At 69.1% G+C, this 17984-nt stretch carries 39 protein-coding genes; 37 read left to right on the plus strand and 2 right to left on the minus strand.

The genetic code is table 11. From position 1 onward, the window contains the following. Positions 1-2: 2 nt before the first annotated feature. Together IPK85_03585 and IPK85_03590 are read right to left on the minus strand one after the other, a co-directional pair. Positions 3-431 carry a hypothetical protein gene (locus IPK85_03585; GenBank protein ID MBK8246469.1) on the minus strand — a complete coding sequence of 143 codons (429 nt, stop codon included), beginning with the start codon at positions 429-431 and terminating at the stop codon, positions 3-5. A 96-nt stretch (positions 432-527) separates the two neighbouring features. After that, on the minus strand, positions 528-917 hold the full coding sequence (locus IPK85_03590) for a helix-turn-helix transcriptional regulator (protein MBK8246470.1): 390 nt from the start codon (positions 915-917) through the stop codon (positions 528-530). Between the two features lie 190 nt (positions 918-1107). On the opposite strand from IPK85_03590, the gene IPK85_03595 reads away from it, so the two are divergent. From IPK85_03595 to IPK85_03775, 37 genes are all read left to right on the plus strand, one after another. Further along, on the plus strand, positions 1108-1329 hold the full coding sequence (locus tag IPK85_03595; GenBank protein ID MBK8246471.1) for a helix-turn-helix transcriptional regulator: 222 nt from the start codon (positions 1108-1110) through the stop codon (positions 1327-1329). Further along, positions 1326-1547, plus strand: a complete 222-nt coding sequence (locus IPK85_03600; protein ID MBK8246472.1) for a hypothetical protein — start codon at positions 1326-1328, stop codon at positions 1545-1547. Before IPK85_03595 ends, IPK85_03600 begins: the two co-directional genes overlap by 4 nt. Next, positions 1544-1906, plus strand: coding sequence for a hypothetical protein (locus IPK85_03605; protein MBK8246473.1), 363 nt, complete (start codon positions 1544-1546; stop codon positions 1904-1906). Before IPK85_03600 ends, IPK85_03605 begins: the two co-directional genes overlap by 4 nt. A gap of 127 nt (positions 1907-2033) precedes the next feature. After that, the gene (locus IPK85_03610) at positions 2034-2216 is read left to right on the plus strand and encodes a hypothetical protein (GenBank protein MBK8246474.1); all 183 of its coding nucleotides are present in this window, start codon (positions 2034-2036) and stop codon (positions 2214-2216) included. Next, entirely contained in the window at positions 2213-2350 is a 138-nt protein-coding gene (locus IPK85_03615; GenBank protein ID MBK8246475.1) for a hypothetical protein, read from the plus strand. Before IPK85_03610 ends, IPK85_03615 begins: the two co-directional genes overlap by 4 nt. Beyond that, the gene (locus IPK85_03620; GenBank protein MBK8246476.1) at positions 2347-2778 is read left to right on the plus strand and encodes a hypothetical protein; all 432 of its coding nucleotides are present in this window, start codon (positions 2347-2349) and stop codon (positions 2776-2778) included. Before IPK85_03615 ends, IPK85_03620 begins: the two co-directional genes overlap by 4 nt. Further along, positions 2775-3749: a hypothetical protein gene (locus IPK85_03625; protein ID MBK8246477.1), complete on the plus strand. Its 975-nt coding sequence runs from the start codon at positions 2775-2777 to the stop codon at positions 3747-3749. Before IPK85_03620 ends, IPK85_03625 begins: the two co-directional genes overlap by 4 nt. Positions 3750-3863: 114 nt before the next feature. Continuing rightward, positions 3864-4154 carry a hypothetical protein gene (locus IPK85_03630; protein MBK8246478.1) on the plus strand — a complete coding sequence of 97 codons (291 nt, stop codon included), beginning with the start codon at positions 3864-3866 and terminating at the stop codon, positions 4152-4154. Then, positions 4151-4741, plus strand: a complete 591-nt coding sequence (locus IPK85_03635) for an LPXTG cell wall anchor domain-containing protein (GenBank protein MBK8246479.1) — start codon at positions 4151-4153, stop codon at positions 4739-4741. Before IPK85_03630 ends, IPK85_03635 begins: the two co-directional genes overlap by 4 nt. Further along, positions 4738-5514, plus strand: coding sequence for a site-specific DNA-methyltransferase (locus IPK85_03640; GenBank protein ID MBK8246480.1), 777 nt, complete (start codon positions 4738-4740; stop codon positions 5512-5514). Before IPK85_03635 ends, IPK85_03640 begins: the two co-directional genes overlap by 4 nt. Before the next feature lie 14 nt (positions 5515-5528). Then, a complete protein-coding gene (locus tag IPK85_03645; protein ID MBK8246481.1) occupies positions 5529-5711 on the plus strand; it encodes a hypothetical protein in 183 nt (60 codons plus the stop codon). Then, on the plus strand, positions 5708-5950 hold the full coding sequence (locus tag IPK85_03650; GenBank protein ID MBK8246482.1) for a hypothetical protein: 243 nt from the start codon (positions 5708-5710) through the stop codon (positions 5948-5950). The genes IPK85_03645 and IPK85_03650 overlap by 4 nt, the downstream gene beginning before the upstream one ends. 26 nt (positions 5951-5976) lie before the next feature. Continuing rightward, the gene (locus tag IPK85_03655) at positions 5977-6246 is read left to right on the plus strand and encodes a hypothetical protein (protein ID MBK8246483.1); all 270 of its coding nucleotides are present in this window, start codon (positions 5977-5979) and stop codon (positions 6244-6246) included. Further along, positions 6246-6419: a hypothetical protein gene (locus tag IPK85_03660; GenBank protein ID MBK8246484.1), complete on the plus strand. Its 174-nt coding sequence runs from the start codon at positions 6246-6248 to the stop codon at positions 6417-6419. The genes IPK85_03655 and IPK85_03660 overlap by 1 nt, the downstream gene beginning before the upstream one ends. Further along, a complete protein-coding gene (locus IPK85_03665; protein MBK8246485.1) occupies positions 6419-8092 on the plus strand; it encodes a hypothetical protein in 1674 nt (557 codons plus the stop codon). Before IPK85_03660 ends, IPK85_03665 begins: the two co-directional genes overlap by 1 nt. A 42-nt stretch (positions 8093-8134) precedes the next feature. Then, positions 8135-8884, plus strand: a complete 750-nt coding sequence (locus IPK85_03670) for a hypothetical protein (protein ID MBK8246486.1) — start codon at positions 8135-8137, stop codon at positions 8882-8884. A 177-nt stretch (positions 8885-9061) separates the two neighbouring features. Next, positions 9062-9442 carry a WhiB family transcriptional regulator gene (locus tag IPK85_03675; protein MBK8246487.1) on the plus strand — a complete coding sequence of 127 codons (381 nt, stop codon included), beginning with the start codon at positions 9062-9064 and terminating at the stop codon, positions 9440-9442. Continuing rightward, entirely contained in the window at positions 9439-9606 is a 168-nt protein-coding gene (locus tag IPK85_03680) for a hypothetical protein (GenBank protein MBK8246488.1), read from the plus strand. The genes IPK85_03675 and IPK85_03680 overlap by 4 nt, the downstream gene beginning before the upstream one ends. Further along, a complete protein-coding gene (locus IPK85_03685; GenBank protein ID MBK8246489.1) occupies positions 9603-9830 on the plus strand; it encodes a hypothetical protein in 228 nt (75 codons plus the stop codon). Before IPK85_03680 ends, IPK85_03685 begins: the two co-directional genes overlap by 4 nt. Beyond that, complete coding sequence (locus IPK85_03690; GenBank protein ID MBK8246490.1) at positions 9827-10075, plus strand: hypothetical protein; 249 nt, start codon at positions 9827-9829, stop codon at positions 10073-10075. Before IPK85_03685 ends, IPK85_03690 begins: the two co-directional genes overlap by 4 nt. Beyond that, complete coding sequence (locus tag IPK85_03695; protein MBK8246491.1) at positions 10068-10337, plus strand: hypothetical protein; 270 nt, start codon at positions 10068-10070, stop codon at positions 10335-10337. Before IPK85_03690 ends, IPK85_03695 begins: the two co-directional genes overlap by 8 nt. Continuing rightward, a complete protein-coding gene (locus IPK85_03700; protein MBK8246492.1) occupies positions 10334-10612 on the plus strand; it encodes a hypothetical protein in 279 nt (92 codons plus the stop codon). The genes IPK85_03695 and IPK85_03700 overlap by 4 nt, the downstream gene beginning before the upstream one ends. Next, positions 10609-10944 (plus strand): hypothetical protein, encoded by a 336-nt coding sequence (locus tag IPK85_03705; protein ID MBK8246493.1) that lies wholly within the window; start codon positions 10609-10611, stop codon positions 10942-10944. Before IPK85_03700 ends, IPK85_03705 begins: the two co-directional genes overlap by 4 nt. After that, positions 10941-11159, plus strand: a complete 219-nt coding sequence (locus IPK85_03710; GenBank protein ID MBK8246494.1) for a hypothetical protein — start codon at positions 10941-10943, stop codon at positions 11157-11159. Before IPK85_03705 ends, IPK85_03710 begins: the two co-directional genes overlap by 4 nt. A 105-nt stretch (positions 11160-11264) precedes the next feature. Continuing rightward, entirely contained in the window at positions 11265-11738 is a 474-nt protein-coding gene (locus IPK85_03715) for a hypothetical protein (protein ID MBK8246495.1), read from the plus strand. Then, positions 11735-12013: a hypothetical protein gene (locus tag IPK85_03720; GenBank protein ID MBK8246496.1), complete on the plus strand. Its 279-nt coding sequence runs from the start codon at positions 11735-11737 to the stop codon at positions 12011-12013. The genes IPK85_03715 and IPK85_03720 overlap by 4 nt, the downstream gene beginning before the upstream one ends. Then, positions 12010-12273 carry a hypothetical protein gene (locus IPK85_03725; GenBank protein ID MBK8246497.1) on the plus strand — a complete coding sequence of 88 codons (264 nt, stop codon included), beginning with the start codon at positions 12010-12012 and terminating at the stop codon, positions 12271-12273. Before IPK85_03720 ends, IPK85_03725 begins: the two co-directional genes overlap by 4 nt. Then, positions 12270-12443 (plus strand): hypothetical protein, encoded by a 174-nt coding sequence (locus IPK85_03730; GenBank protein ID MBK8246498.1) that lies wholly within the window; start codon positions 12270-12272, stop codon positions 12441-12443. The genes IPK85_03725 and IPK85_03730 overlap by 4 nt, the downstream gene beginning before the upstream one ends. Beyond that, entirely contained in the window at positions 12440-12688 is a 249-nt protein-coding gene (locus IPK85_03735; protein MBK8246499.1) for a hypothetical protein, read from the plus strand. The genes IPK85_03730 and IPK85_03735 overlap by 4 nt, the downstream gene beginning before the upstream one ends. Continuing rightward, a complete protein-coding gene (locus IPK85_03740) occupies positions 12685-12903 on the plus strand; it encodes a hypothetical protein (protein ID MBK8246500.1) in 219 nt (72 codons plus the stop codon). The genes IPK85_03735 and IPK85_03740 overlap by 4 nt, the downstream gene beginning before the upstream one ends. After that, entirely contained in the window at positions 12896-13471 is a 576-nt protein-coding gene (locus IPK85_03745; protein ID MBK8246501.1) for a hypothetical protein, read from the plus strand. Before IPK85_03740 ends, IPK85_03745 begins: the two co-directional genes overlap by 8 nt. Further along, the gene (locus tag IPK85_03750) at positions 13468-13884 is read left to right on the plus strand and encodes a hypothetical protein (GenBank protein MBK8246502.1); all 417 of its coding nucleotides are present in this window, start codon (positions 13468-13470) and stop codon (positions 13882-13884) included. The genes IPK85_03745 and IPK85_03750 overlap by 4 nt, the downstream gene beginning before the upstream one ends. Next, positions 13874-14161 (plus strand): hypothetical protein, encoded by a 288-nt coding sequence (locus IPK85_03755; protein ID MBK8246503.1) that lies wholly within the window; start codon positions 13874-13876, stop codon positions 14159-14161. The genes IPK85_03750 and IPK85_03755 overlap by 11 nt, the downstream gene beginning before the upstream one ends. After that, positions 14158-14337 carry a hypothetical protein gene (locus IPK85_03760; protein ID MBK8246504.1) on the plus strand — a complete coding sequence of 60 codons (180 nt, stop codon included), beginning with the start codon at positions 14158-14160 and terminating at the stop codon, positions 14335-14337. Before IPK85_03755 ends, IPK85_03760 begins: the two co-directional genes overlap by 4 nt. A 203-nt stretch (positions 14338-14540) precedes the next feature. Further along, positions 14541-14969: a hypothetical protein gene (locus tag IPK85_03765; GenBank protein MBK8246505.1), complete on the plus strand. Its 429-nt coding sequence runs from the start codon at positions 14541-14543 to the stop codon at positions 14967-14969. Then, on the plus strand, positions 14966-17275 hold the full coding sequence (locus IPK85_03770) for an AAA family ATPase (GenBank protein MBK8246506.1): 2310 nt from the start codon (positions 14966-14968) through the stop codon (positions 17273-17275). Before IPK85_03765 ends, IPK85_03770 begins: the two co-directional genes overlap by 4 nt. A gap of 31 nt (positions 17276-17306) precedes the next feature. After that, positions 17307-17882 carry a hypothetical protein gene (locus IPK85_03775; protein ID MBK8246507.1) on the plus strand — a complete coding sequence of 192 codons (576 nt, stop codon included), beginning with the start codon at positions 17307-17309 and terminating at the stop codon, positions 17880-17882. Positions 17883-17984: the final 102 nt, after the last annotated feature.

Raw genomic sequence — 17984 nt, forward strand, 5'->3', positions numbered from 1 at the left:
GGTCAGTAGCTCCACTCGACGTCGACGAGCCCGCAGGTGTCGACGTCGTCGAGCACCCAGCTGAACCGGACGATCTCCGAGTCGCCCGGCCCGACGTCGAACAGGATCTCCTCGTCGTGAGCGACGACCTTGCCGTCGAGCTTCGCTTCGGCCCACAGCTTCCCGTTGAAGTCGTCGTCGCCGCGGTTCGTGAACTTGCCCGACAGCCCGTCGATCGTGCACACGGTGTCGGCCCACCGGTACTTCGGCCGCCGATCGCGGTTGCCGTCGTCGTTGCTGCCGAGTCCGTCGGTGCCGGCCACGAACCAGTAGACGGCCACGGCTGCCAGCGCGATCACGACGACGAGCGGGGTCGGCCACTGGCTGTTCTTCGGCGGCGCGGGTGGAGAGGGTGGAGAGGGTGGCGGCAGCGGGCTCGGTGGCGGCAGCATGTGGGAACCGTAGCCGGAGTCGCGCACCCCCTGGTTAGGTTGCCGCGATGGTGGAGATGGCGGACCGGGAGGCGCTACTGGCGGAGCTGACCCGTGTCAGCGCTCAGATCGCGTGGCTTCGGCGGGTGAGGGCGAGCCGCGAAGCTCATCCTGCTGGCGCTCGTGCTGGATCTGCAGCACGATCGCCATCACGGCCCGAAGCTGATCTTCGAGTGCTCCGACCCTCGTTTCCAGATTCTGGGGTGTCGTGAGTGTGCGACCGATCGTCGCGGCTTCACCTTCGGCGCATGGTTCGGGCTCGGCGCCGTCGATCACGCTGCTGAGTCCACGGCTCGCTGACCAGCCGAGCGCGAGCGACATCGAAGCCACGTTCTCGGGCTTCGGTCGGTGGCCGTTCTCCATCTGACGCCAGAGCGATTCGGACACGCCTGCTCGGCGGGCGGCAGCGCGGACGCTGAGCCTCAGCTCTGCTCGTCGCTGCTTCACGACCTCGACCCAGGTTCCGCTCATGGGCGCATCGTGGTCTGCGCAATTGTGCGTAGTCAACTATCGAGAACTGCGCTCAACTACGCAATTACAGCGATGTAGTGCCACAAAACCCCTGGTCAATGCACTTGTACGCACTTGTTGTGCGAAACAGTTGACAGAGACGCATAACTACGCACAGTATGTGCGCATGGCAGCGATCGACCACGAGGGTCTGACCAAGGCGATGGACCTCGCCCTGGTCACCCCGAAGCAGCTGGCCGAGGCCACCGGGATGTCCCTCACCTACGTGTGCGACATCACCGCTGGCCGTCGGACGCTGAAGCGCAACCCCGAACTCCGCAAGAAGATCGCCGTGGCGCTCAACGTGCCGCAGCACTGGATCGAGCACGCCGAGCCGGTGGCGTCGTGATCACCCGGATCTACGCGCACAGCGCCGCCGAGCGTCGGCACGGCTCACCGAACCAGGCGATCGACTGCAACCGGGTGCTCGCCGTCAGGCAGTACCTGTTCCTGCGCCGCCACCACGGGCTCCGCCCCGGCATGGCACGGGACCGGCTGCACCAGATCCTGTTCATCGGCGTCACCGGCGGCCGGTACGTGCCCGCCACCACGGCGGTGTCGGCATGAAGCCCGCACAGGTCCCCGCCGCTCGCGAAATCGTGATGCGCCGCACAGACGACGTGCAGGTCGTGATCGAGCCCCGCGCGATCGGCCTCGAGGTCGCCGCTCAGGTGTACGGACAGGTGTGCGCCGAGACGATCCGCCGGCTGCAGGACGAGGAGGGGTTCCCGTGCGTCCGCTACGGCACGCGCCGGCTCGTCCCGGTCGCTGCTGCTGACGCCTGGCTGGCTGCTCGCGCCGAGCGCGACACCGGCCGCGTCGAGTCCCCATCCTCGAAGGCCGGCCCGGTGCCCCCCGTCGGGCCGGTCGACGAGGACGACTCGCTGTTCGCTCGGGCGTTCCGCGCCGAGATGGCGAGGTCGTGATGTTCGCCGTCTCCACGTTCGACGCCGTCGGCGGGCTGATCATCGGCACGATCGGCGCGTTCGGGCTCGTCGTCAACGACCTGTTCGAGCAGTGGCGCAACGGCCGCGATCGCCGCCGAGGCGCCCGATGAAGCGCTACCTGGCGTTCGACATCGGCTGCATCGAGTGCGGCGAGCCGTCTGCCGTGCTCGGGGTGTTCATGTCGCGCGACGAAGCCAACCTCGCCGCTGAGCATGCCGAGCGCGTGCAGCGCGAGAACTGGCGTGGCCAGCACTACTTCGAGGTCTACGAGATCGAGGTGCCGTCGTGAGCATCTTCGCCGTGTCCACGTTCGACGCCGTCGGCGGACTCGTCATCGGTGCCGGTGCCGCCATCTGGCTCATCGTCGACGGGCTGGTCGAGCAGTGGCGCAACGGCCGCGACCGCCGCAGAGGCGCCCGATGAACCGCCTTGCTGAACTTCACGCCGCGCACCGCGTTGATGGCTGCCCGGCTGACACTGCCGACGCGATCCTTGCAGCGCTGCGCCTCAACCACATGCAGCGCGAGGCACTGCACACGCTCGTGCTGGACTACTGCACGAACGCCGATCGGCATCGGGTGCGCGATGTGGAGGCTGCTGCCATCCGTCGCGGCGTGCCTGTCGATTCGTGTGAGCGTGCCCGGTTGCTCGTCGAGAGCTTCTGGCTGCCGAGCGGGGTTCGTGTCTCCTGGGGCGACGCCACGGTGGAGCAGCACCAGCAGCGCATCGACTGGCTGTCGAATCAGATCGCTGGCATCTCGGCCACGATCGCCAGGCACCAGCAGGCCATCGACGCGATCGTCGAGGCCGGAGCGTCATGCCTCAACGACATCGAGGAGCTGGCCGCATGAGCATGCTCCTCGACCCCGCCCTGCCCGCCGACCACCGTCGGAGCGACACCCATACCAGCGCCGTCGGCGGGCACCTTCTCACCACCGGCCACGGTCCCACCGATACCCAGCCGATCAACGCTGGTGGTGACCGTTCGCCCGCCGTCCAGGTCTCTCGCGAAGCCCATGAGAGTGGCGACGGCGGGCAACTTCTCGACCCATCCACCACACTCCGCCCGAACCCCAAAACGGCCTCGGGATGGGTCGAACTCCGCATCGCCGCGGACCTGTTCCATCGCGCCCAGCAGGAACGCATCGCGGTCGCCAACGTCATCCGCCGCCCAGCCGACGGCGGCAACGTCGACCCGATGTTCTTCGCCCCGCACCTCGAACGGCTCGAAGCCGTCGAGCACGAGGCCAAGCTCCTCCTCGGCCGCGTCTACCGGCGAGTCGTCCCACCCGAACTGCGCGCCTGGCAAGCCGACTCACCCGGCGTTGGCCCACACCTGTTCGCCAGGCTCCTCGGCCACCTTGGCGACCCGTGCATCTCGACCCCCCACTACTGGGAGGGCACCGGCACCAACAGGACGCTGATGGTGGAGCCTGCCCGACTCCGCACCGTCGGGCAGCTCTGGCAGTACTGCGGCCACGGCGCCCCCGCCCGCCGCACCCGCGGCATGTCCGCCGACGACCTCGCCGCACACGGGTCTCCGCTGCTCAAGATGCTCGTGCACCTCAACGCCGAAGCTTGCATGAAGCGCGCCAACGGCACCCGCTACCGCGACGTCTACGTGTCAGCGCGCGAGGCGGCCGACGGGCGACTGCACACCGCCGAGTGTGTCCGTTGCGGCCCGAGCGGGCGCCCGGCTCGGCCCGGATCACCGTGGAGCAACGGTCACGCCCACGCCCATGCCCTCAGGATCGTCGGCAAGGAATTGCTCCGCGACATGTGGATCTCCCGCCACGCAGCACTGGCCGGGGTCCCGTCATGAGCGACCTGATCCTCGCCCTGACCGCCCTCGGCTACACGCTCGTCGGCGCCCACTGGCTCACCTGCCGACGCCGCTGAACCCCTCCGCTTTCAAGTTCTGAAAGGAACCAACCACATGCGCAAGCTCCTCGCTCTCCCCCTCGCCGTCCCCGCGCTCGCCGCGTGCAACGAACCCCCGTATGCCAAGGTCGACCACGTCACGATCGCCGAGATCGAGGCGTCCAGCGTCGTCGCCGCCATGGCCCGGCTCGAGCAGAGCCTCGCCCTGTCCGACGAGCTCGTCGGCAGCATCGCCAGGCGGACGGTCACGGCGGTTGCGGATCATCGTGACGTGCCAGCCGCCGCCGCTCACGTGATGCTCCAGCAGGAGAACTCCGGCTACCCGGTCTTCGAGGTGACGCTGTGAACCGCCGGCTGCTCCTGATCCCCACGGCCGTCGCCGCATCGCTCGGCGTCGCCGGCACCGCGATGGCGAACACGTTCACCGCCGACGCCACCTGCGCCGGGATGACGCTGTCGATGCCGCGCACCGAGGACGGCACGGTCGTCACGACCCGCCTCGACGGCGCCGTGGTCCGCACCGACACGGTCACGACGTTCGGCTCGCCGGTCGTCTTCACCCTCGCCTCACCGGATCAGACCCGGCAGCACACGTGGTCGGTCACGATCGACGCCACGTGGTCGGCCGACCAGACCTGGTCTGAGACCGTCCCGGCGTGCGCGGCCGGGACCACGCCGCCGGTGCCCAGCTCGAGCACGACATCCCCCGCGACGCTTCCGCCCGCGTCGGTCGTGCCGGCGACCACGGTGGGACCGACGTTCCCCCCGCCGTCGAGTTCCACCGTGGTCACCATCCCTCGCACGCCGGTCATGACCGAGCCGTTCGAGCTGCCGGCCACCGGCGGCGACACGAGCGGGACGCTCGCGATCGGCGCCGCACTGGTGGCGGCCGGAAGCGCGGCGGCGCTCATCGCCCGGAGGCGTGCGTCGTGAGCGCCGATCCGGAAGTGACTCGCGAGATAGGGCCGCAGCCGTACTACGACGAGGACGGGATCACGCTCTACCTCGGCGACTGCCGCGAGATCATCCCAGCCCTTGGCCGGACGTTCGATCTGGTGCTCACGGACCCGCCCTACGGCGACACGTGGCTTGACTGGGACCACTGGCCGACGGGGTGGCTGGCCGACATCGACCTCAGCCACCTCACGCGCCAGGTGTGGTGCTTTGGGTCGTTCCGCATGTTCGTTAACCACGCCCACGAGTTCATCGGCCAGGGCTGGACGCTCGGCCAGGAAGTCGTGTGGGAGAAGCACAACGGCTCGTCGTTCCACGCAGATCGGTTCAAGCGCGTCCACGAGCTTGCCGTGCACTGGTACCGAGGGCAGTGGTCAACCCTGCAGCTCACGCCCCAGTTTGTGACCGAGGCGACCGCACGCACAGTCCGCCGCAAGACCGGGCCGCCACACACCGGCCACATCGAGGGCGCCTACCGCTCCGGCGGACCCAAGCTGCAGCGCTCGGTCATCTACTGCCGGTCGATGAACGGATCAGCCATCCATCCCACCGAGAAGCCAGCAGGCATCCTCGAACCCCTGATCCGCTACAGCACGGCACCCGGCGACACGGTGCTCGACCCGTTCGGCGGGTCGTGTTCGACCGCCCGCGCGGCCCGGGCGCTCGGACGCAAGGCGGTCTGCGTTGAAGCTAGCGAGGAGTACCTCGAGCGTGCCGTGGCTGCACTCGGCCAGGGGGTGCTGGCGCTGTGACTGACGATCGTTTCTTGCACGCAACTCGCAGGCGTGAGCGTCGGGCCCGTCTCGCCGTCACCGTCGTGGCGGCCACCGTCGCCACCCGCTGGATCTGCGCCGACCTCGCCGTCGCATGGCCCATCCAGGCCGCCAGCGTCGTCGGGTTCGCCGTCCTGTTCACCGGCATCGCCGAGTTCGTCAGGGGCGAGTCGTGACCGGCTGGCTGATCGTCGCCGTCGTGTTCGTCGGCGTCGCCTTCGCCTTCGCGCTCGCGCAGATGGCGCACATCACGCCCGACGACGACAGCACCTGCCCCGAGCCGGACGACGTGGCGAAGTTCGCCAGCATCGTCCGCCACTTCGACGACGGCTCGGTCGCCCTCGAGGTCACCGTCCTCGCCGCTTGCGCCGCCCTGGCGCTCGCCACCTGCGCGCTCGCCGTCGCACTCCCGTAACCCCGCCCTCTTCCCCCGGAGGCACCATGCCCGCCCACGTACGCCACCTGCGCGTCGCCCCACGCCCGTTCGACTGGGAACGCGACGACGACGCCGTCGAGATCTCCCTCCACCCTGCCGCCTGGTCGCTGCTCGTCCTCGCCGCTGAACGCTCCGAGGTCACCGGCGCACGCGACATCGCCGCCCAGGTCGCGCTCGAGGTCCGCCGCGTCCAGCACCTCCGCCATCAGGCGGCGATCGCCGACGCCGAGCACGACTACCGCCACGAGCTTTGCGACCTCCCGGACGGTGCCTGATGCGCACCACCGGCTCCACCAAGGTCGTTCACGACCGGGACGGCAACCCCTGGCTCGTCGTCGGCACCGCCGACGGCTACGAAGCCCACCGCCTGCAGGTCACCGAACGCCACCTCTTCGACCGCTCGTGGCAGGCCGTCCAGTTCGCCGTCTATTTCAAGGCAGAGTCGTGATGGCGATCTCCGCAGGACCCCCCGATGGCACCATCCAGCGCGGTCGCGGCGGCTTCCTCCGCAACACCCAGGACGTCCCGTTCGTCACCGATCCGACCGGTGCCGTCGTCAAGGGTGGCGCTCGCAAGGGGGAACCCAAGCGCCTCGCCTACGGCTCACCGTCAAGTCGAGGCAAGCAGATCGAGAACGTTCACAACCTGCTCAAGTGGGGCGAGCGTCGCATCGTCCTCGGTCTCGGACTCGACCTCGCGCTCATCGCCGACTGCGCGCGCGTTGCGCAGCTTGACCCTGAATCCGACGAGTACCGCGAGGCCGCTGACCGCGTGGTCGTGCGCGCCAAGGAGGCGGCGCAGGCGAACCTTGCAGCCGATCGCGGCACGCACGTCCACTCGCTGCTCGAAGCAGTCGAGGAAGGGCGCGACTGGGTGCACCTCGCTGAGCGTGGCGAGATCGTCGGCATCCCGGTCGACGTGCAGCACCGCCTGGCCGCTGCGTGGCGCGCCATGCTCGACCGCAATGGACTGACCGTGCTCGTCACCGAGGCCTCGTGCGTCGATGACGCCTGGCGCCTCGCAGGCACCCTCGACAACATCGTGCGCTGCACCAAGCCGCTCCGGTTCGCGCTGGTCACCGGCGAGGTCGTCGTCATCCCGGCCGACACCGTGCTGATCCTCGACAAGAAGACGTCGAAGAAGCGCCTCGGTCGTGACGGGTCCGTGCAGTGGTGGTCGTCGTACGCGATCCAGATCGCGAGCTACGCCCAGTCAGTCCCGTACGACACCGAGACCGAGACCCGCGGCGAATGGCCATGGCCGATCGACCAGACGCACGCGCTGATCGGGCACATCGACGTCGACGCCGCAGTCGCCGGCGCGCCGCCCGAGCAGATCTGCACCCTCGTGTGCGTCGACCTCACCGCCGGCCGCGAGCACGGCGGCGCCACCGTCGTGCAGGCCAAGACGTGGGAGGAACGGCGCGACGTGTTCAGCGTCGCCCAGCTCGCGTCAAGGACGACGGCCGCGCCGAGGCGGCGCGACGACGAGATCGCTGTTCCCGACGGGGTCGTGGAGGGCCCCGAGGTCGAGCAGCCGGCCGCCGGGGGCGTTGGGACCCCGGCGGCCACCATCGCGAGCCAGGCAGCGGACGCGCCGGGTGACGCACACGCGAGCACCGGGACGACCCTGGATCACGCCGCCCCGGTGCTCGCGTCACCCGACGAAGGCGAACCGGCCGACGCTGACGCCGTCGGCGCGCTGCGCATCCGCTACGCCGCGCTCCCGAAGACGGTCCGCTCCGGCTGGCTGAAGCAACTCGCCGAACAGGCCGTCCGTGGACGCAACGGCCGCAACCGCGTCCCGTACCTCCTCACCGGCGACGACGGCCGACACACGATCCGCCGGTTCGAGATCACCCGCGGGCTCGTCATGCTCGCCGAGGCCGACATCGTCGACGACGACTTCCTCCGGGCGATCGTCGGCAACGTCCTCGGCGTCACCGCCTGGGACAGCTACCTCGACCCCGGCCAAGTCGTCGGCCTCCTCGACGCCCGCACCGCCGTCAGGTTCGCCCAGCTGTGCGAACTCGCAGCGGCAGGGGGAGCCGTCGCTCACGTCGACTCCGCCACCGGGCGCGTCCACCTGACCTTCCCCGATCTCGCCGCCCGCGCGGCCTGAACCCACCCACGCCCCCAGGGGCATCACACCAAGGAGGGCCAAGTGGCCATCTCAGCAGACACCGGCGGCGGGGGCACCCCGTTCGCCAAGCTCCTCAACCTCGGCGACGAGCTCGAGGGCGCACTCGCATCGAAGCCGCGCGAGTGCGTGCGCGAACAGCGCGAGTTCGGCAAGGACGAGGTGAAGCTCCGCAACGGCAAGCCCGTCAAGGAGGAGATCCTCTGGCTCGTCGCCATGCCCGGCACCACCGCCGTCACCGGCAAGGACGACGACCACAGCCCGATCGAACCGCTCGACGTCGTCCTGTTCGCCGTCTCCGGCTACCGCTGGGGTCAGGTCATCAACGCCCGCAAGGCCCTCCCCGCGGCGAACGGGTTCAAGGCCGGCGAATCGGCCTCGGGCGACGTCTACCGGATCCGGCTCGTCGGCTGGTCCGCCGAGACCGAGAACCCGGCGGCGGCCGAGAAGGCCGGCTTCACCGTCGTCGACGGCCGGATCGTGCTCCGCTCGCAGGAGGACAAGGACAACTATGTCCTCGCCCAGTCCCGCCGTGGTGGCAACACGAACGCGGCGAAGGACGTCGAGATCACGATCCGCCGCCCGGGCCCGGCCGACAAGGCGTACGAGCAGCGCGCTGACGAGGTGTTTCTCGACGCCCCGTGGAAGAAGGTCGCCGTCGGCGTCGGCGGTGTTTCGGCGGCTAACGACCCGGCGGACGACGAGCCGTTCCTCGACGTCGTCCAGGGCTATCGGTCCTTCCGCAACATGGCGGTCTCGGAGCCGTGGCTCTGACCCCCGCCCGCGTCGTCGCCCGCCTGCTCGCGAACGTCGAGCAGGCGGGCGGGTGCGTCGTCACCCTCTACAGCGTGGGCAGCCACGGCTACGGCCAGAGCTCGACGGCGTGTGGGGCGGGATGACGACCGAGCAGCGCCGACCGCTGCTCGGCACCAAGCCGAAGCAGGTGCCCGCATGACCATCCTGCCGTGGCAGGACAGCGCCGCCTGCATCGGCGCCGACACAGCGATCTTCTTCCCCGAATCCGGCGACCCCGTCGGCCCGGCCAAGGCGATCTGCCGTGCCTGCCCCGTGCGCGAGCAGTGTCTCGCCGACGCCCTCGAGCGCGGCGAAGTACACGGGGTGTGGGGCGGCCTCTCCGCGAAGGAGCGGCGCAAGTACCGCCGCCAGCACGGGCTCCTCAGGAAGCCCGGCGGACAGCCCCAGCCGATCAGCCACGGCACCAACGGCGGCTACCACACGCACCGTCGGCGCGGCCAGCAGCCGTGCGACGCGTGTTCCCAGGCGCACATCCGCTACCAGCGGGCCCGCCGCGAAGGCGGGGACGCCGCATGAACATCTCACCGCGAGAGGCCCTCACCAAAGAGGCGTACGACGAACTCGTCGACCGTCTCGGCCGGCCACCGTCCTGGCCACCGCTCGGCAAACGCAAGCCCGGCCACGGCCCGGACAACGCCGTCGCCACCAACCGGCAATCGACCGAAGGAACGAACCGATGACCACCATGGCCGAGTACGAGGAAGCCGTCGCCAACGGCGACACCATCTGCCAGTGCGGCTACCGCGAGAGCCAGCACGGGCCGAACCACCCCGCCCCGGACTCGCACAACCCGAGCCAGTGCAACAACCGCCGGTTCGTCCGCTCGGGCTCGTTCAACGAGGCCGTGCTGCTCCACCGCGAGCACGTCGAGCCGACCCTGTTCGAAGGCGAGGGCGCGGCATGAGCGATCCGGAAGTGACTCGCGAGAAACCCGCTGTGGACAACGAGCCATCCGAGGTCGACGTGAAGGTCGATGCTGCGCTCGGCGACCTGGTCCGCTGCGCCTACCACGACCGCTGGCTGCGCGCGCGACTCCAGATCGTGGAGGACCACATCAACGACCTGCGTTGCGAGAACGCGCAACTGCGCGGCGACCTAGGCGCGGCCTACTGCCGCATGGACGACATGGAAGGACTGAACGATGACTGACGAGAATCACGAACTGCCGAACATCCTCGGCGAGGACCTGGGCTACCTGCTCGGCTGGGTTGCGCTCGGCGAGACGCTGGGTGATGACGACGGCGAAGAAGCAGCCCGCGCGATGGGTGAAGCGATCGTCGGCTGTGAAGAGATGCAGGCGATCAAGGCCGTGCTGCGGCGCGCCTACTGGCAATACCCCATCAACGTTCGCAAGACGATCATGAAGCGGGATGGCCTGCCTGACGTCGTCGTCAAGTGGGTGCTGTCGTGATGCTCAGCGCAACCGGCAAGTGCCACACCTGCGGCAACGAATCGTGGGTCGATGAGTGCGCTGAGTGCTGGAAGGCCCGCCAGTACGAGCAGCGCACGTTCCTCGACCTCAAGGGAGCGCTGGAGCGGCTCTGCCGTGCACAAACACATCTCCCCGATCACTGGCGTTCCGACGCCCAACAGGCCATCAACATCGTGCAGGAGATCGGCTCGTCCGTCTGCCCTGACTCCTGGTCGAAGCATGACCAACCCGAGCACCCGGAGGCGACGCCGTGAGCGTGCTCGGAGCGGGGTTCTATGGCCCGACGGAGGGCGAGAAGAAGCGGAAGGCTGTCGCGGACGCAGCGCGGAAGATGGCCAAGGTCATCGAGGAACTGCCGAACACCTCCGACGAGGAGAAGGCGGAACTCAAGAAGGACCTGCACAACATCGGCGTGAACGCCCTGTCGACCGTCGACCACGGCTATTGCGATGCGTGCGGCAAGTGCACCGTGGTCACGGATGTGTGGATCGACCGCACCCCGATGACCCTCTGCCAGCCGTGCGTGTTGGACGCACTCACCGCCGAAGGTGAGCAGCTCGGCCACTACTGGGAGATCGAGACATGACCACACCACAGATGGACTGGCTTGACGATGAGCGACGTCGGTCTCGCAACGCCACCCCGTGGCTACCGCCGCTTTCGTGCGACCCCCGCCTCGTGTCAGTCCCGAGGGTCGGCGGGCTCGTCACGCACTACATCGTCCGTAACGGCCCGGGCGGCATGGCGTTCACCTACGACGATCTGCGTGACGCCCTGGTCGACCTTGGCCGTGGGTCGTGATCGACGGCATCAATGTGCCGCAGACCCACGCCACGATCACCCTCCGACCTGTGGAGAACTCCGATGGCGAATGAAGTTGTCTTGCACGAGACGCGCACGCCATCGATGATCGTCGGCTGCGACCCCGGCAAGAGCGGCGCCCTCGCGCGGCTCGACCACGCCGGACGGCTCGTCGACGTCGCCGACATGCCCGTCGTCGGCACGATCATCTCCGCCCACCTGCTCGACGAGATCGTCCACAACTGGATCGACCCGCTCGCCGACGCGCCGTACGGGACGGCCGTGATCGAGGACGTGCACGCCCGCCCCGGCCAGGGGGTCAGCTCGATGTTCTCGTTCGGTCGAGCGCTCGGCGTCGCCGAAGGCGTCCTCGCCGGAAACGGCCTGTCGCTCCGCTACGTGAGCCCGGCGAAGTGGAAGAAGGCGCTCGGCCTGTCCGCCGACAAGGGCGTCAGCCGCCGACGCGCGATCGAGCTGTGGCCGGACCACCGCAAGGCGTTCGAGCGCGTCAAGGACGACGGCCGCGCCGAGGCGGCGCTGCTCGCCTGGTGGTGGTGGAAGCACGAGGCCGGCCGATGAGCACCCAGATCCGCATCGGCATCGGCGTGCGGCGGTGGCATGACCTCCGCTGCATCGACGACGACTTCAAGCAGTGGTCAGAGGGGATCATGCCCGCCGTCGCGCACTGCTACCGCCTCGAGGCGCTCGACGAGTCACTCACCACGTGGCGCGGGGAGCACGGGTACGCGAAGTGGCTGTGGAAGCCGCTGCTCCCGTTCGACGAACTCCCCACCTACCACAAGATCACCCACACGCCACCGGCGCGCCCCGAATGGCTCGAGGCGCTGACGTGAGCGCCGAGATCGTCCGGGTGCCGCTCTCGTGGCTGATGTTCCGCGGCCACATGTTCGACGTCGACCACGCCACGGTGCTCTGCACGGACCGCACGATCGCCGAACGCCTCGCTGAGCTCCTCGAGCGCCACGGGCTCGCTGACGTCCCCGACCATCTCCCCGACGCCATCACGTGGGCCCCGCCGCACCCCGACGATCGGCTCATCGATTGGCGCCTACCCGAGAACCCACACCGAACCAACGAAGGAACCCTCCCATGAAGACCAAAATCACTGCCGCCCTCCTCGCCGAGCTCCTCGAGCGCCACGGCCTCGCTGACGTCCCCGACCACATCCCCGACGCCGTCACCTGGGCGCCACCCGACCCGGACGACCGGCACTTCGACTTCCGACTCCCCGAACACCCCACGACCGAAGGAACCCTCCCATGAAGACCAAAATCACTGCCGCCCTCCTCGCGCCCGTCGCCCTCACCGCCTGCAACCCGTTCCCGTACGCCAAGCAGCACCACGTCACCATCCAGGAGATCGAGGCGTCCAGCGTGACCGCCGAACCCGGCGTCGAGCTCTGGGTCGTCATGATCCCCGAGGGCGACGCGATCGACCGCTGCAGTGCGAACCTCGGCGGCACCTACCGCTACGACGGCACCCGCGTCTGCGTGGTGCCCGCACCGTGAGCCTCGGGCACCTTCCCCCGCGCCTGTCTGACGCTGAAGCGCTCGCGCTCGGCCGGCTCATCGAGCCCGAGCTCCACGCCGCGCTGGTCACGGTCGACGCTCACGGCGCAGACCTGCAGTTGCCGAAGGTGCGGCTCGGCTACGCCGGGCACCTGCAGGCGCTCCGCTGGATCCGACGCGAACCGGAACCGCAGGCGGTGCGCACCGATGGCTGACGATCCGGAAGTGACTCGCGAGATAGGGCCTGTGGACATCTGCCGGGCGAAGCACCCGACGTCGTGGTGGATCACATGCCAGTTGGAGATGGACCACTTTGGCGAGCACGTCCGTCACTGCCCGCCGGTGGAGACTGGCGAGCGGCTGAGGTTCAGCCAGTACACCGTCCACTGGCAGGACCCGTGCGAGTGCGACTCGCACACGGGCGTCGGTGAGGACCTGTGGAAGTGCGACGAGTGCGGTGAGGTGATCCGCTACATCGATGACCCCGAGGGGAACGTGACGCTGACCGAGCTGCACCCGCATCATCGCAGTCGGCGCGTGCGCGTCGAGATGGTCACGCCCGGCACGCGCCCCTGGCAGGACCCGTGCGAGTGCGACTCGCACACGGGCGTCGGTGAGGACCTGTGGAAGTGCGACGAGTGCGGTGAGGTGATCCGCTACATCGATGACCCCGAGGGGAACGTGACGCTGACCGAGCTGCACCCGCATCATCGCAGTCGGCGCGTGCGCGTCGAGATGGTCACGCCCGGCACGCGCCCCGGCAACAGGGAGTGGTGGACGTGAGGGGCGTTCGATTCGTTGAGCTGGACGCCAGCCGTCGGGTGACCCGTCACGCCGTCGACCAGGTCGGCAACAACCTGACGGCGCAGCTGCTCTGGTGCGCCAAGCACGTCGAACCCGTGTGGGTGTTCAACGACGGGTCGTTCGAGTGTCCGCACGCTGCCGCCGTTGGTTGGGACTCTGACGGCGAGCACGACCTCGTAGCGCCACCGTGGGAGAACCCGCACGTACCGACCGGGGGCGATGTGGCCGACATGACAGCACCTGAACCTCACGACGCCTGGTGGACGATCCACTCATCGGTGGTCCAAGAGATGCTCCGCCGAGCCTTCCATGGCGAGGACCCCGATCTGCTCTATGTCGAGCTGATCGCCAACAGTCGCATCGAGCCTGTGGACAACGACGATGCCTGGTGACGTTTCGTTGCACCAGCCCCATGTAGAGCCATGCGACCGTGCCGACTGTCGACACACTCGACGGCTCCTCGCCCAGTCGTGCCCGCTGGTTGACCTGGACGAAGCAACCGAGATCATCGTCGACCTGACGAACCAGGCGTGCAGCACGGCCGACGGGCTGGACAGCACGGCGATCTCCGCCTACGCCGAAGCGATCGACTACCTCGCCAAGCGTGGGATCGTCGAGATCGACCACCAGGCAGGTCGGCGCGTCACAGCTCGGTGGGTGCAGCGATGACCGATCGTTTCTTGCACTTGCCGACCTCGGTCGACGAGGCACTGCTCGAGGCGACACGCATCGGCATGCTGGCCGAACAGACCGGCCTGCCGCTCCTCCCGTGGCAGCAACGCGCCATCGACCTCGCCTGCATCGTCGACCGCACCGGCGCCCGACCACACCGGCGGCCGCAGTGAGCCGAGACGCACGCATCACCATCGCCTGCCTCGCCGCAGCCGTCGCCCCGCTGCACCGACCGGACCTGGGGCGACGGCGGCACGTGCGCGCGGGGCTGCGTGCCGTGCCGCGAGATGCAAGGCGCCCCGTACGTGCCGAAGCCCAAGTCGAAGAAGGCCGCCCCAGGCGGCCAGGTCAACACGACCGAGGAGAGTGACGCCGCATGAGCGAGATGTACCGGTTCTACGACAGCGACGGCAGTTTGCTGTACCTCGGGATCAGCCTCGACGCGTTGCGGCGAGTTGACCAGCACCGTCGCCTCAAGGCGTGGTGGCCTCTCGTCGCGCGCATGGAGGTGGAGCACTTTCCGGCCGGCGTCAGCCGCCGAGACATGGAGCGCGCCGAGGCTGCGGCCATCCGCCTCGAGCACCCGCGCTTCAACATCGCGCACCGCCCCCGCCCCTCCAAGCGACGCACCCGACGCGAGCCGGCGCGCTTGTGTGCCATCGGCGAGGAGGTGTTCGTTGGTGGCCGCTGGCTGTGTGTCGCTCGTCGTTCCGTCGATCACGTGGAGCTCGTCGACCTCGACACTGGCTCAACGATCGCCTGGCCCGCCGACCAGCCCATCGAACGTCAAGTGCGACGCCCATGAGCGCCGCTGCAGCCATCACCCCGTACGTCAGCGCCGGCCAGTTCCTCGACGCGATCTACCAAGGCGTCGAGGAAGGGTGGGCGCACACGTTCCGCCTCGACCGAACCACCGGTGAACGGCACGTCAACTGGGCGCCGATCGGACAGCACCACCGACTCGCATCTGACGCGGCGCGACACCTCGACACGTCGTGCATCTGGTTCGGGCCGGCCGTTCGATCCAGCAACCTTGGCCAGCGCCGGGGCGGACGCGAAGACTGCACGCTGATCACCGCCCTCTGGCTCGACGTCGACGTCGCCGGCCCGCAGCACGCGGTCGAGAACCTGCCGCCGACGCGCGCCGCCGCGTACCAGCTGATCGGCGACTACCCGATGCCGCCCTCCGCCATCGTCGACACGGGCAACGGCCTGCAGGCATGGTGGTTCCTCGCCGAACCGCTCTCGGCCACGGAAGCAGAATCGCTCCTGACGCGTTGGGGCGCCACGTGGGACGAACTCGCGAGTCGCCGAGGCTGGCACGTCGACAACGTCTTCGACCTCGCTCGAATCATGCGCCTGCCAGCCACGTGGAATCACAAGGGCGAACCCCGCGAGGTGTACGTCACCGACTGGGCGCCCGACCGGCGCTTCAGCCCCGACGACATCGACCAATGGACCATCGAACCACCGGCGGCGCCGGCACCCCGAGCGAAGGCACCCGTGCCCTACATCGGCCCGGAGCGCCCAGGCGAAGCGTTCAACGTGGTCGCCGACCCCGGTCACCTCCTCGAGGCCGCCGGATTCGTCCTCGACAGCGACAACTCGACCACCGGCGAACGCCACTATCGGGCCCCGCACCACCGCAACGACCGCGGCGTCACTGGCGCCACCGTGTATCCCGACGGCCACACGACGATCTGGTCCGAGACGTTCGCGGCGAGCTCAAACGTCACCACCAAGCGGCCCTACGACGCGTTCGGGCTCTACACGTTCCTGCAGCATGGCGGGAACTTCACGGCCGCCAGCGACGAACTCGCCCGACAGGGCTACGGCACGAAGGCATCCATCGCGAGTCCCGCGCAGCTCGCAGCTCCCGCCGCCTCGAGTAGCGGAGCTGCGAGCGAGGACGACGACTGGGCGCGCATCGAGCTCGGTGAGATCGCCTCGCTCATCCGTTCCGGCGAGTACCAACCCATCGTGCCCACGATCCTCGCCGTCACAGGGTCCATTCCGCTGTTCTACGAGGCGCGCATCAACTCACTGTTCGGCGAGTCGGGCGGCGGCAAGACCTGGTTGGCGCTCGCCGCCATCGCCGAGCAGCTCCGCCTCGGCCACCACGTGCTGCTCGTCGACTACGAGGACAACCCCAACGGCATCGCTGAGCGCCTCGTGCTGCTCGGCCTCGAGGATGAGGCCATCGGCCGGCTCGACTACCGCAACCCCACCACAGCGCTCGGCCTCGGCGTCGCCGCCCTGCAAGCGCGCGCCGAGGAGGGCACCTACTCGCTCATCGTCATCGACTCCACCGGTGAAGCCATGGCGGCCGGCGGTACCGACTCGAACGCCGACCAGGAGGTCGCCACCTGGTTCGCGCTCGTGAAGCACCTCACCCGCCTCCCCGGCGGCCCGGCCGTCATCGTGCTCGACCACATCCCCAAGGATCGGGACGCACCATCCAACTACGCGATCGGCTCCCAGCGGAAGCGCGCGGCCGTCAGTGGCGCCGCCTATCGGGTGGACACCCTGAAGGAGCCAGCCAAGGGGAAGTCGGGTCGCCTGAAGCTCACCGTGGCCAAGGATCGGCCCGGCAACCGACCGAAGGGATCCACGGCGGCAGAGGTTGAGGTCGACAGCACCGACGTCGGCGTGCGTCTTGAGCTCCACCCGAGCGACGCCCAGGCCGCCGCGGCGGCCGGCGAGAAGTTCCGGCCGACAGTCCTCATGGAGCGCGTCAGTCGCTACCTCGAAGCGGTGCCAGCCGCGTCCCAGCGCGCCGTCGAGCGCGCCGTCACCGGCAAGGCGAGCGGCATCCGCAAGGCCATCGAATGCCTCCACGAGGAGGGGTTCATCGCCCTGGACGCGAGTGGCTATCGGACCGTGAACGCCTACCGCGCCCCTGTGGATAACGACGACCGCGTCCCCGCGTCCCACCGCGTCCCCACCGCGTCCCCCGAGGACGGGGACGCGGTCGTGAGTGGGCGCGTCCCCGCGTCCCCGGGTTACTACAACCCGGGGACGCGGGACGCGCCCACGACAGGGGACAAGAACGCGAACGCGTCCCCTGTGGACAACCTCGACGCCGAACCCGACGACGCCGACCTGTTCTGATCACCGCCGCGACCACCACCACGGAGACCCGATGACCCGCACCGCACCCAACCGACGCGTCGACAACGTCGCCGCCTCACTGCACCACCTCGCCGTCCACATCACCCGGGCCGTCGAGCACGTCCACGCCGAACTCGACCAGCTCGGCGCCTTCCCGAGCGACACGCTCCCCGAGCACACCAGCGGCGGCGACGCCACCTCGACCTGGCCGCCCGACAGCGTCCTCACCGCCTACGAGCTCCGCAGCCGGCGAGAGGAGATCCGCGACTGGATCGACGGACTTGAGCAGTACGCACGCTCCGGCCGGCACCTCGTCGAAGCCACCATGAAGCTCCACATCGGCCGAGCCGACTTCGACTCGGCGGATCACGCCAACCGCTGCAGCGGGCGCATCGACGCCACCTGCGAACAGTGGGCCAGCGAACAACGGCTCGCCGACGGCACCAGCATCGACACCCTCTGCATCGACTGCTTCGCCAAGGCCTGCCAGTGCTGCGGTAACGAACCGGCCGCACAGCGGCGCGTCGACGGCGTGCGGGCCGGCGAGGCCTGCTACAAGCGGCACCTGCGCTCACGCATCAAGGGCGCCACCGACGAGGCGGCCTGAGCCGTGTCCCAGCTGTCCCATCAGCCACCACCAGGCACGACAGGGTGCTGGATGCTGCGACACACGGTCGGTACCCTCACGCTGCTCCACGTGTCGAACACC

The sequence above is a fragment of the Gemmatimonadota bacterium genome (assembly GCA_016712265.1).
GTDB lineage: Bacteria > Gemmatimonadota > Gemmatimonadetes > Gemmatimonadales > Gemmatimonadaceae > RBC101.

Bases quoted from the DNA above. Each gene is read 5' to 3' on its own strand.
- IPK85_03730 (MBK8246498.1), top strand. From the start codon at position 12,270: ATGAAGACCAAAATCACTGCCGCCCTCCTCGCCGAGCTCCTCGAGCGC.
- IPK85_03630 (MBK8246478.1), top strand. From the start codon at position 3,864: ATGCGCAAGCTCCTCGCTCTCCCCCTCGCCGTCCCCGCGCTCGCCGCG.
- IPK85_03625 (MBK8246477.1), top strand. From the start codon at position 2,775: ATGAGCATGCTCCTCGACCCCGCCCTGCCCGCCGACCACCGTCGGAGC.
- IPK85_03660 (MBK8246484.1), top strand. From the start codon at position 6,246: ATGCGCACCACCGGCTCCACCAAGGTCGTTCACGACCGGGACGGCAAC.
- IPK85_03665 (MBK8246485.1), top strand. From the start codon at position 6,419: ATGGCGATCTCCGCAGGACCCCCCGATGGCACCATCCAGCGCGGTCGC.
- IPK85_03695 (MBK8246491.1), top strand. From the start codon at position 10,068: ATGACTGACGAGAATCACGAACTGCCGAACATCCTCGGCGAGGACCTG.
- IPK85_03720 (MBK8246496.1), top strand. From the start codon at position 11,735: ATGAGCACCCAGATCCGCATCGGCATCGGCGTGCGGCGGTGGCATGAC.
- IPK85_03585 (MBK8246469.1), bottom strand. From the start codon at position 431: ATGCTGCCGCCACCGAGCCCGCTGCCGCCACCCTCTCCACCCTCTCCA.
- IPK85_03605 (MBK8246473.1), top strand. From the start codon at position 1,544: ATGAAGCCCGCACAGGTCCCCGCCGCTCGCGAAATCGTGATGCGCCGC.
- IPK85_03760 (MBK8246504.1), top strand. From the start codon at position 14,158: ATGACCGATCGTTTCTTGCACTTGCCGACCTCGGTCGACGAGGCACTG.
- IPK85_03770 (MBK8246506.1), top strand. From the start codon at position 14,966: ATGAGCGCCGCTGCAGCCATCACCCCGTACGTCAGCGCCGGCCAGTTC.
- IPK85_03765 (MBK8246505.1), top strand. From the start codon at position 14,541: ATGAGCGAGATGTACCGGTTCTACGACAGCGACGGCAGTTTGCTGTAC.
- IPK85_03620 (MBK8246476.1), top strand. From the start codon at position 2,347: ATGAACCGCCTTGCTGAACTTCACGCCGCGCACCGCGTTGATGGCTGC.
- IPK85_03715 (MBK8246495.1), top strand. From the start codon at position 11,265: ATGATCGTCGGCTGCGACCCCGGCAAGAGCGGCGCCCTCGCGCGGCTC.
- IPK85_03685 (MBK8246489.1), top strand. From the start codon at position 9,603: ATGACCACCATGGCCGAGTACGAGGAAGCCGTCGCCAACGGCGACACC.
- IPK85_03680 (MBK8246488.1), top strand. From the start codon at position 9,439: ATGAACATCTCACCGCGAGAGGCCCTCACCAAAGAGGCGTACGACGAA.
- IPK85_03755 (MBK8246503.1), top strand. From the start codon at position 13,874: ATGCCTGGTGACGTTTCGTTGCACCAGCCCCATGTAGAGCCATGCGAC.
- IPK85_03595 (MBK8246471.1), top strand. From the start codon at position 1,108: ATGGCAGCGATCGACCACGAGGGTCTGACCAAGGCGATGGACCTCGCC.
- IPK85_03610 (MBK8246474.1), top strand. From the start codon at position 2,034: ATGAAGCGCTACCTGGCGTTCGACATCGGCTGCATCGAGTGCGGCGAG.
- IPK85_03775 (MBK8246507.1), top strand. From the start codon at position 17,307: ATGACCCGCACCGCACCCAACCGACGCGTCGACAACGTCGCCGCCTCA.
- IPK85_03745 (MBK8246501.1), top strand. From the start codon at position 12,896: ATGGCTGACGATCCGGAAGTGACTCGCGAGATAGGGCCTGTGGACATC.
- IPK85_03675 (MBK8246487.1), top strand. From the start codon at position 9,062: ATGACCATCCTGCCGTGGCAGGACAGCGCCGCCTGCATCGGCGCCGAC.
- IPK85_03690 (MBK8246490.1), top strand. From the start codon at position 9,827: ATGAGCGATCCGGAAGTGACTCGCGAGAAACCCGCTGTGGACAACGAG.
- IPK85_03710 (MBK8246494.1), top strand. From the start codon at position 10,941: ATGACCACACCACAGATGGACTGGCTTGACGATGAGCGACGTCGGTCT.
- IPK85_03655 (MBK8246483.1), top strand. From the start codon at position 5,977: ATGCCCGCCCACGTACGCCACCTGCGCGTCGCCCCACGCCCGTTCGAC.
- IPK85_03735 (MBK8246499.1), top strand. From the start codon at position 12,440: ATGAAGACCAAAATCACTGCCGCCCTCCTCGCGCCCGTCGCCCTCACC.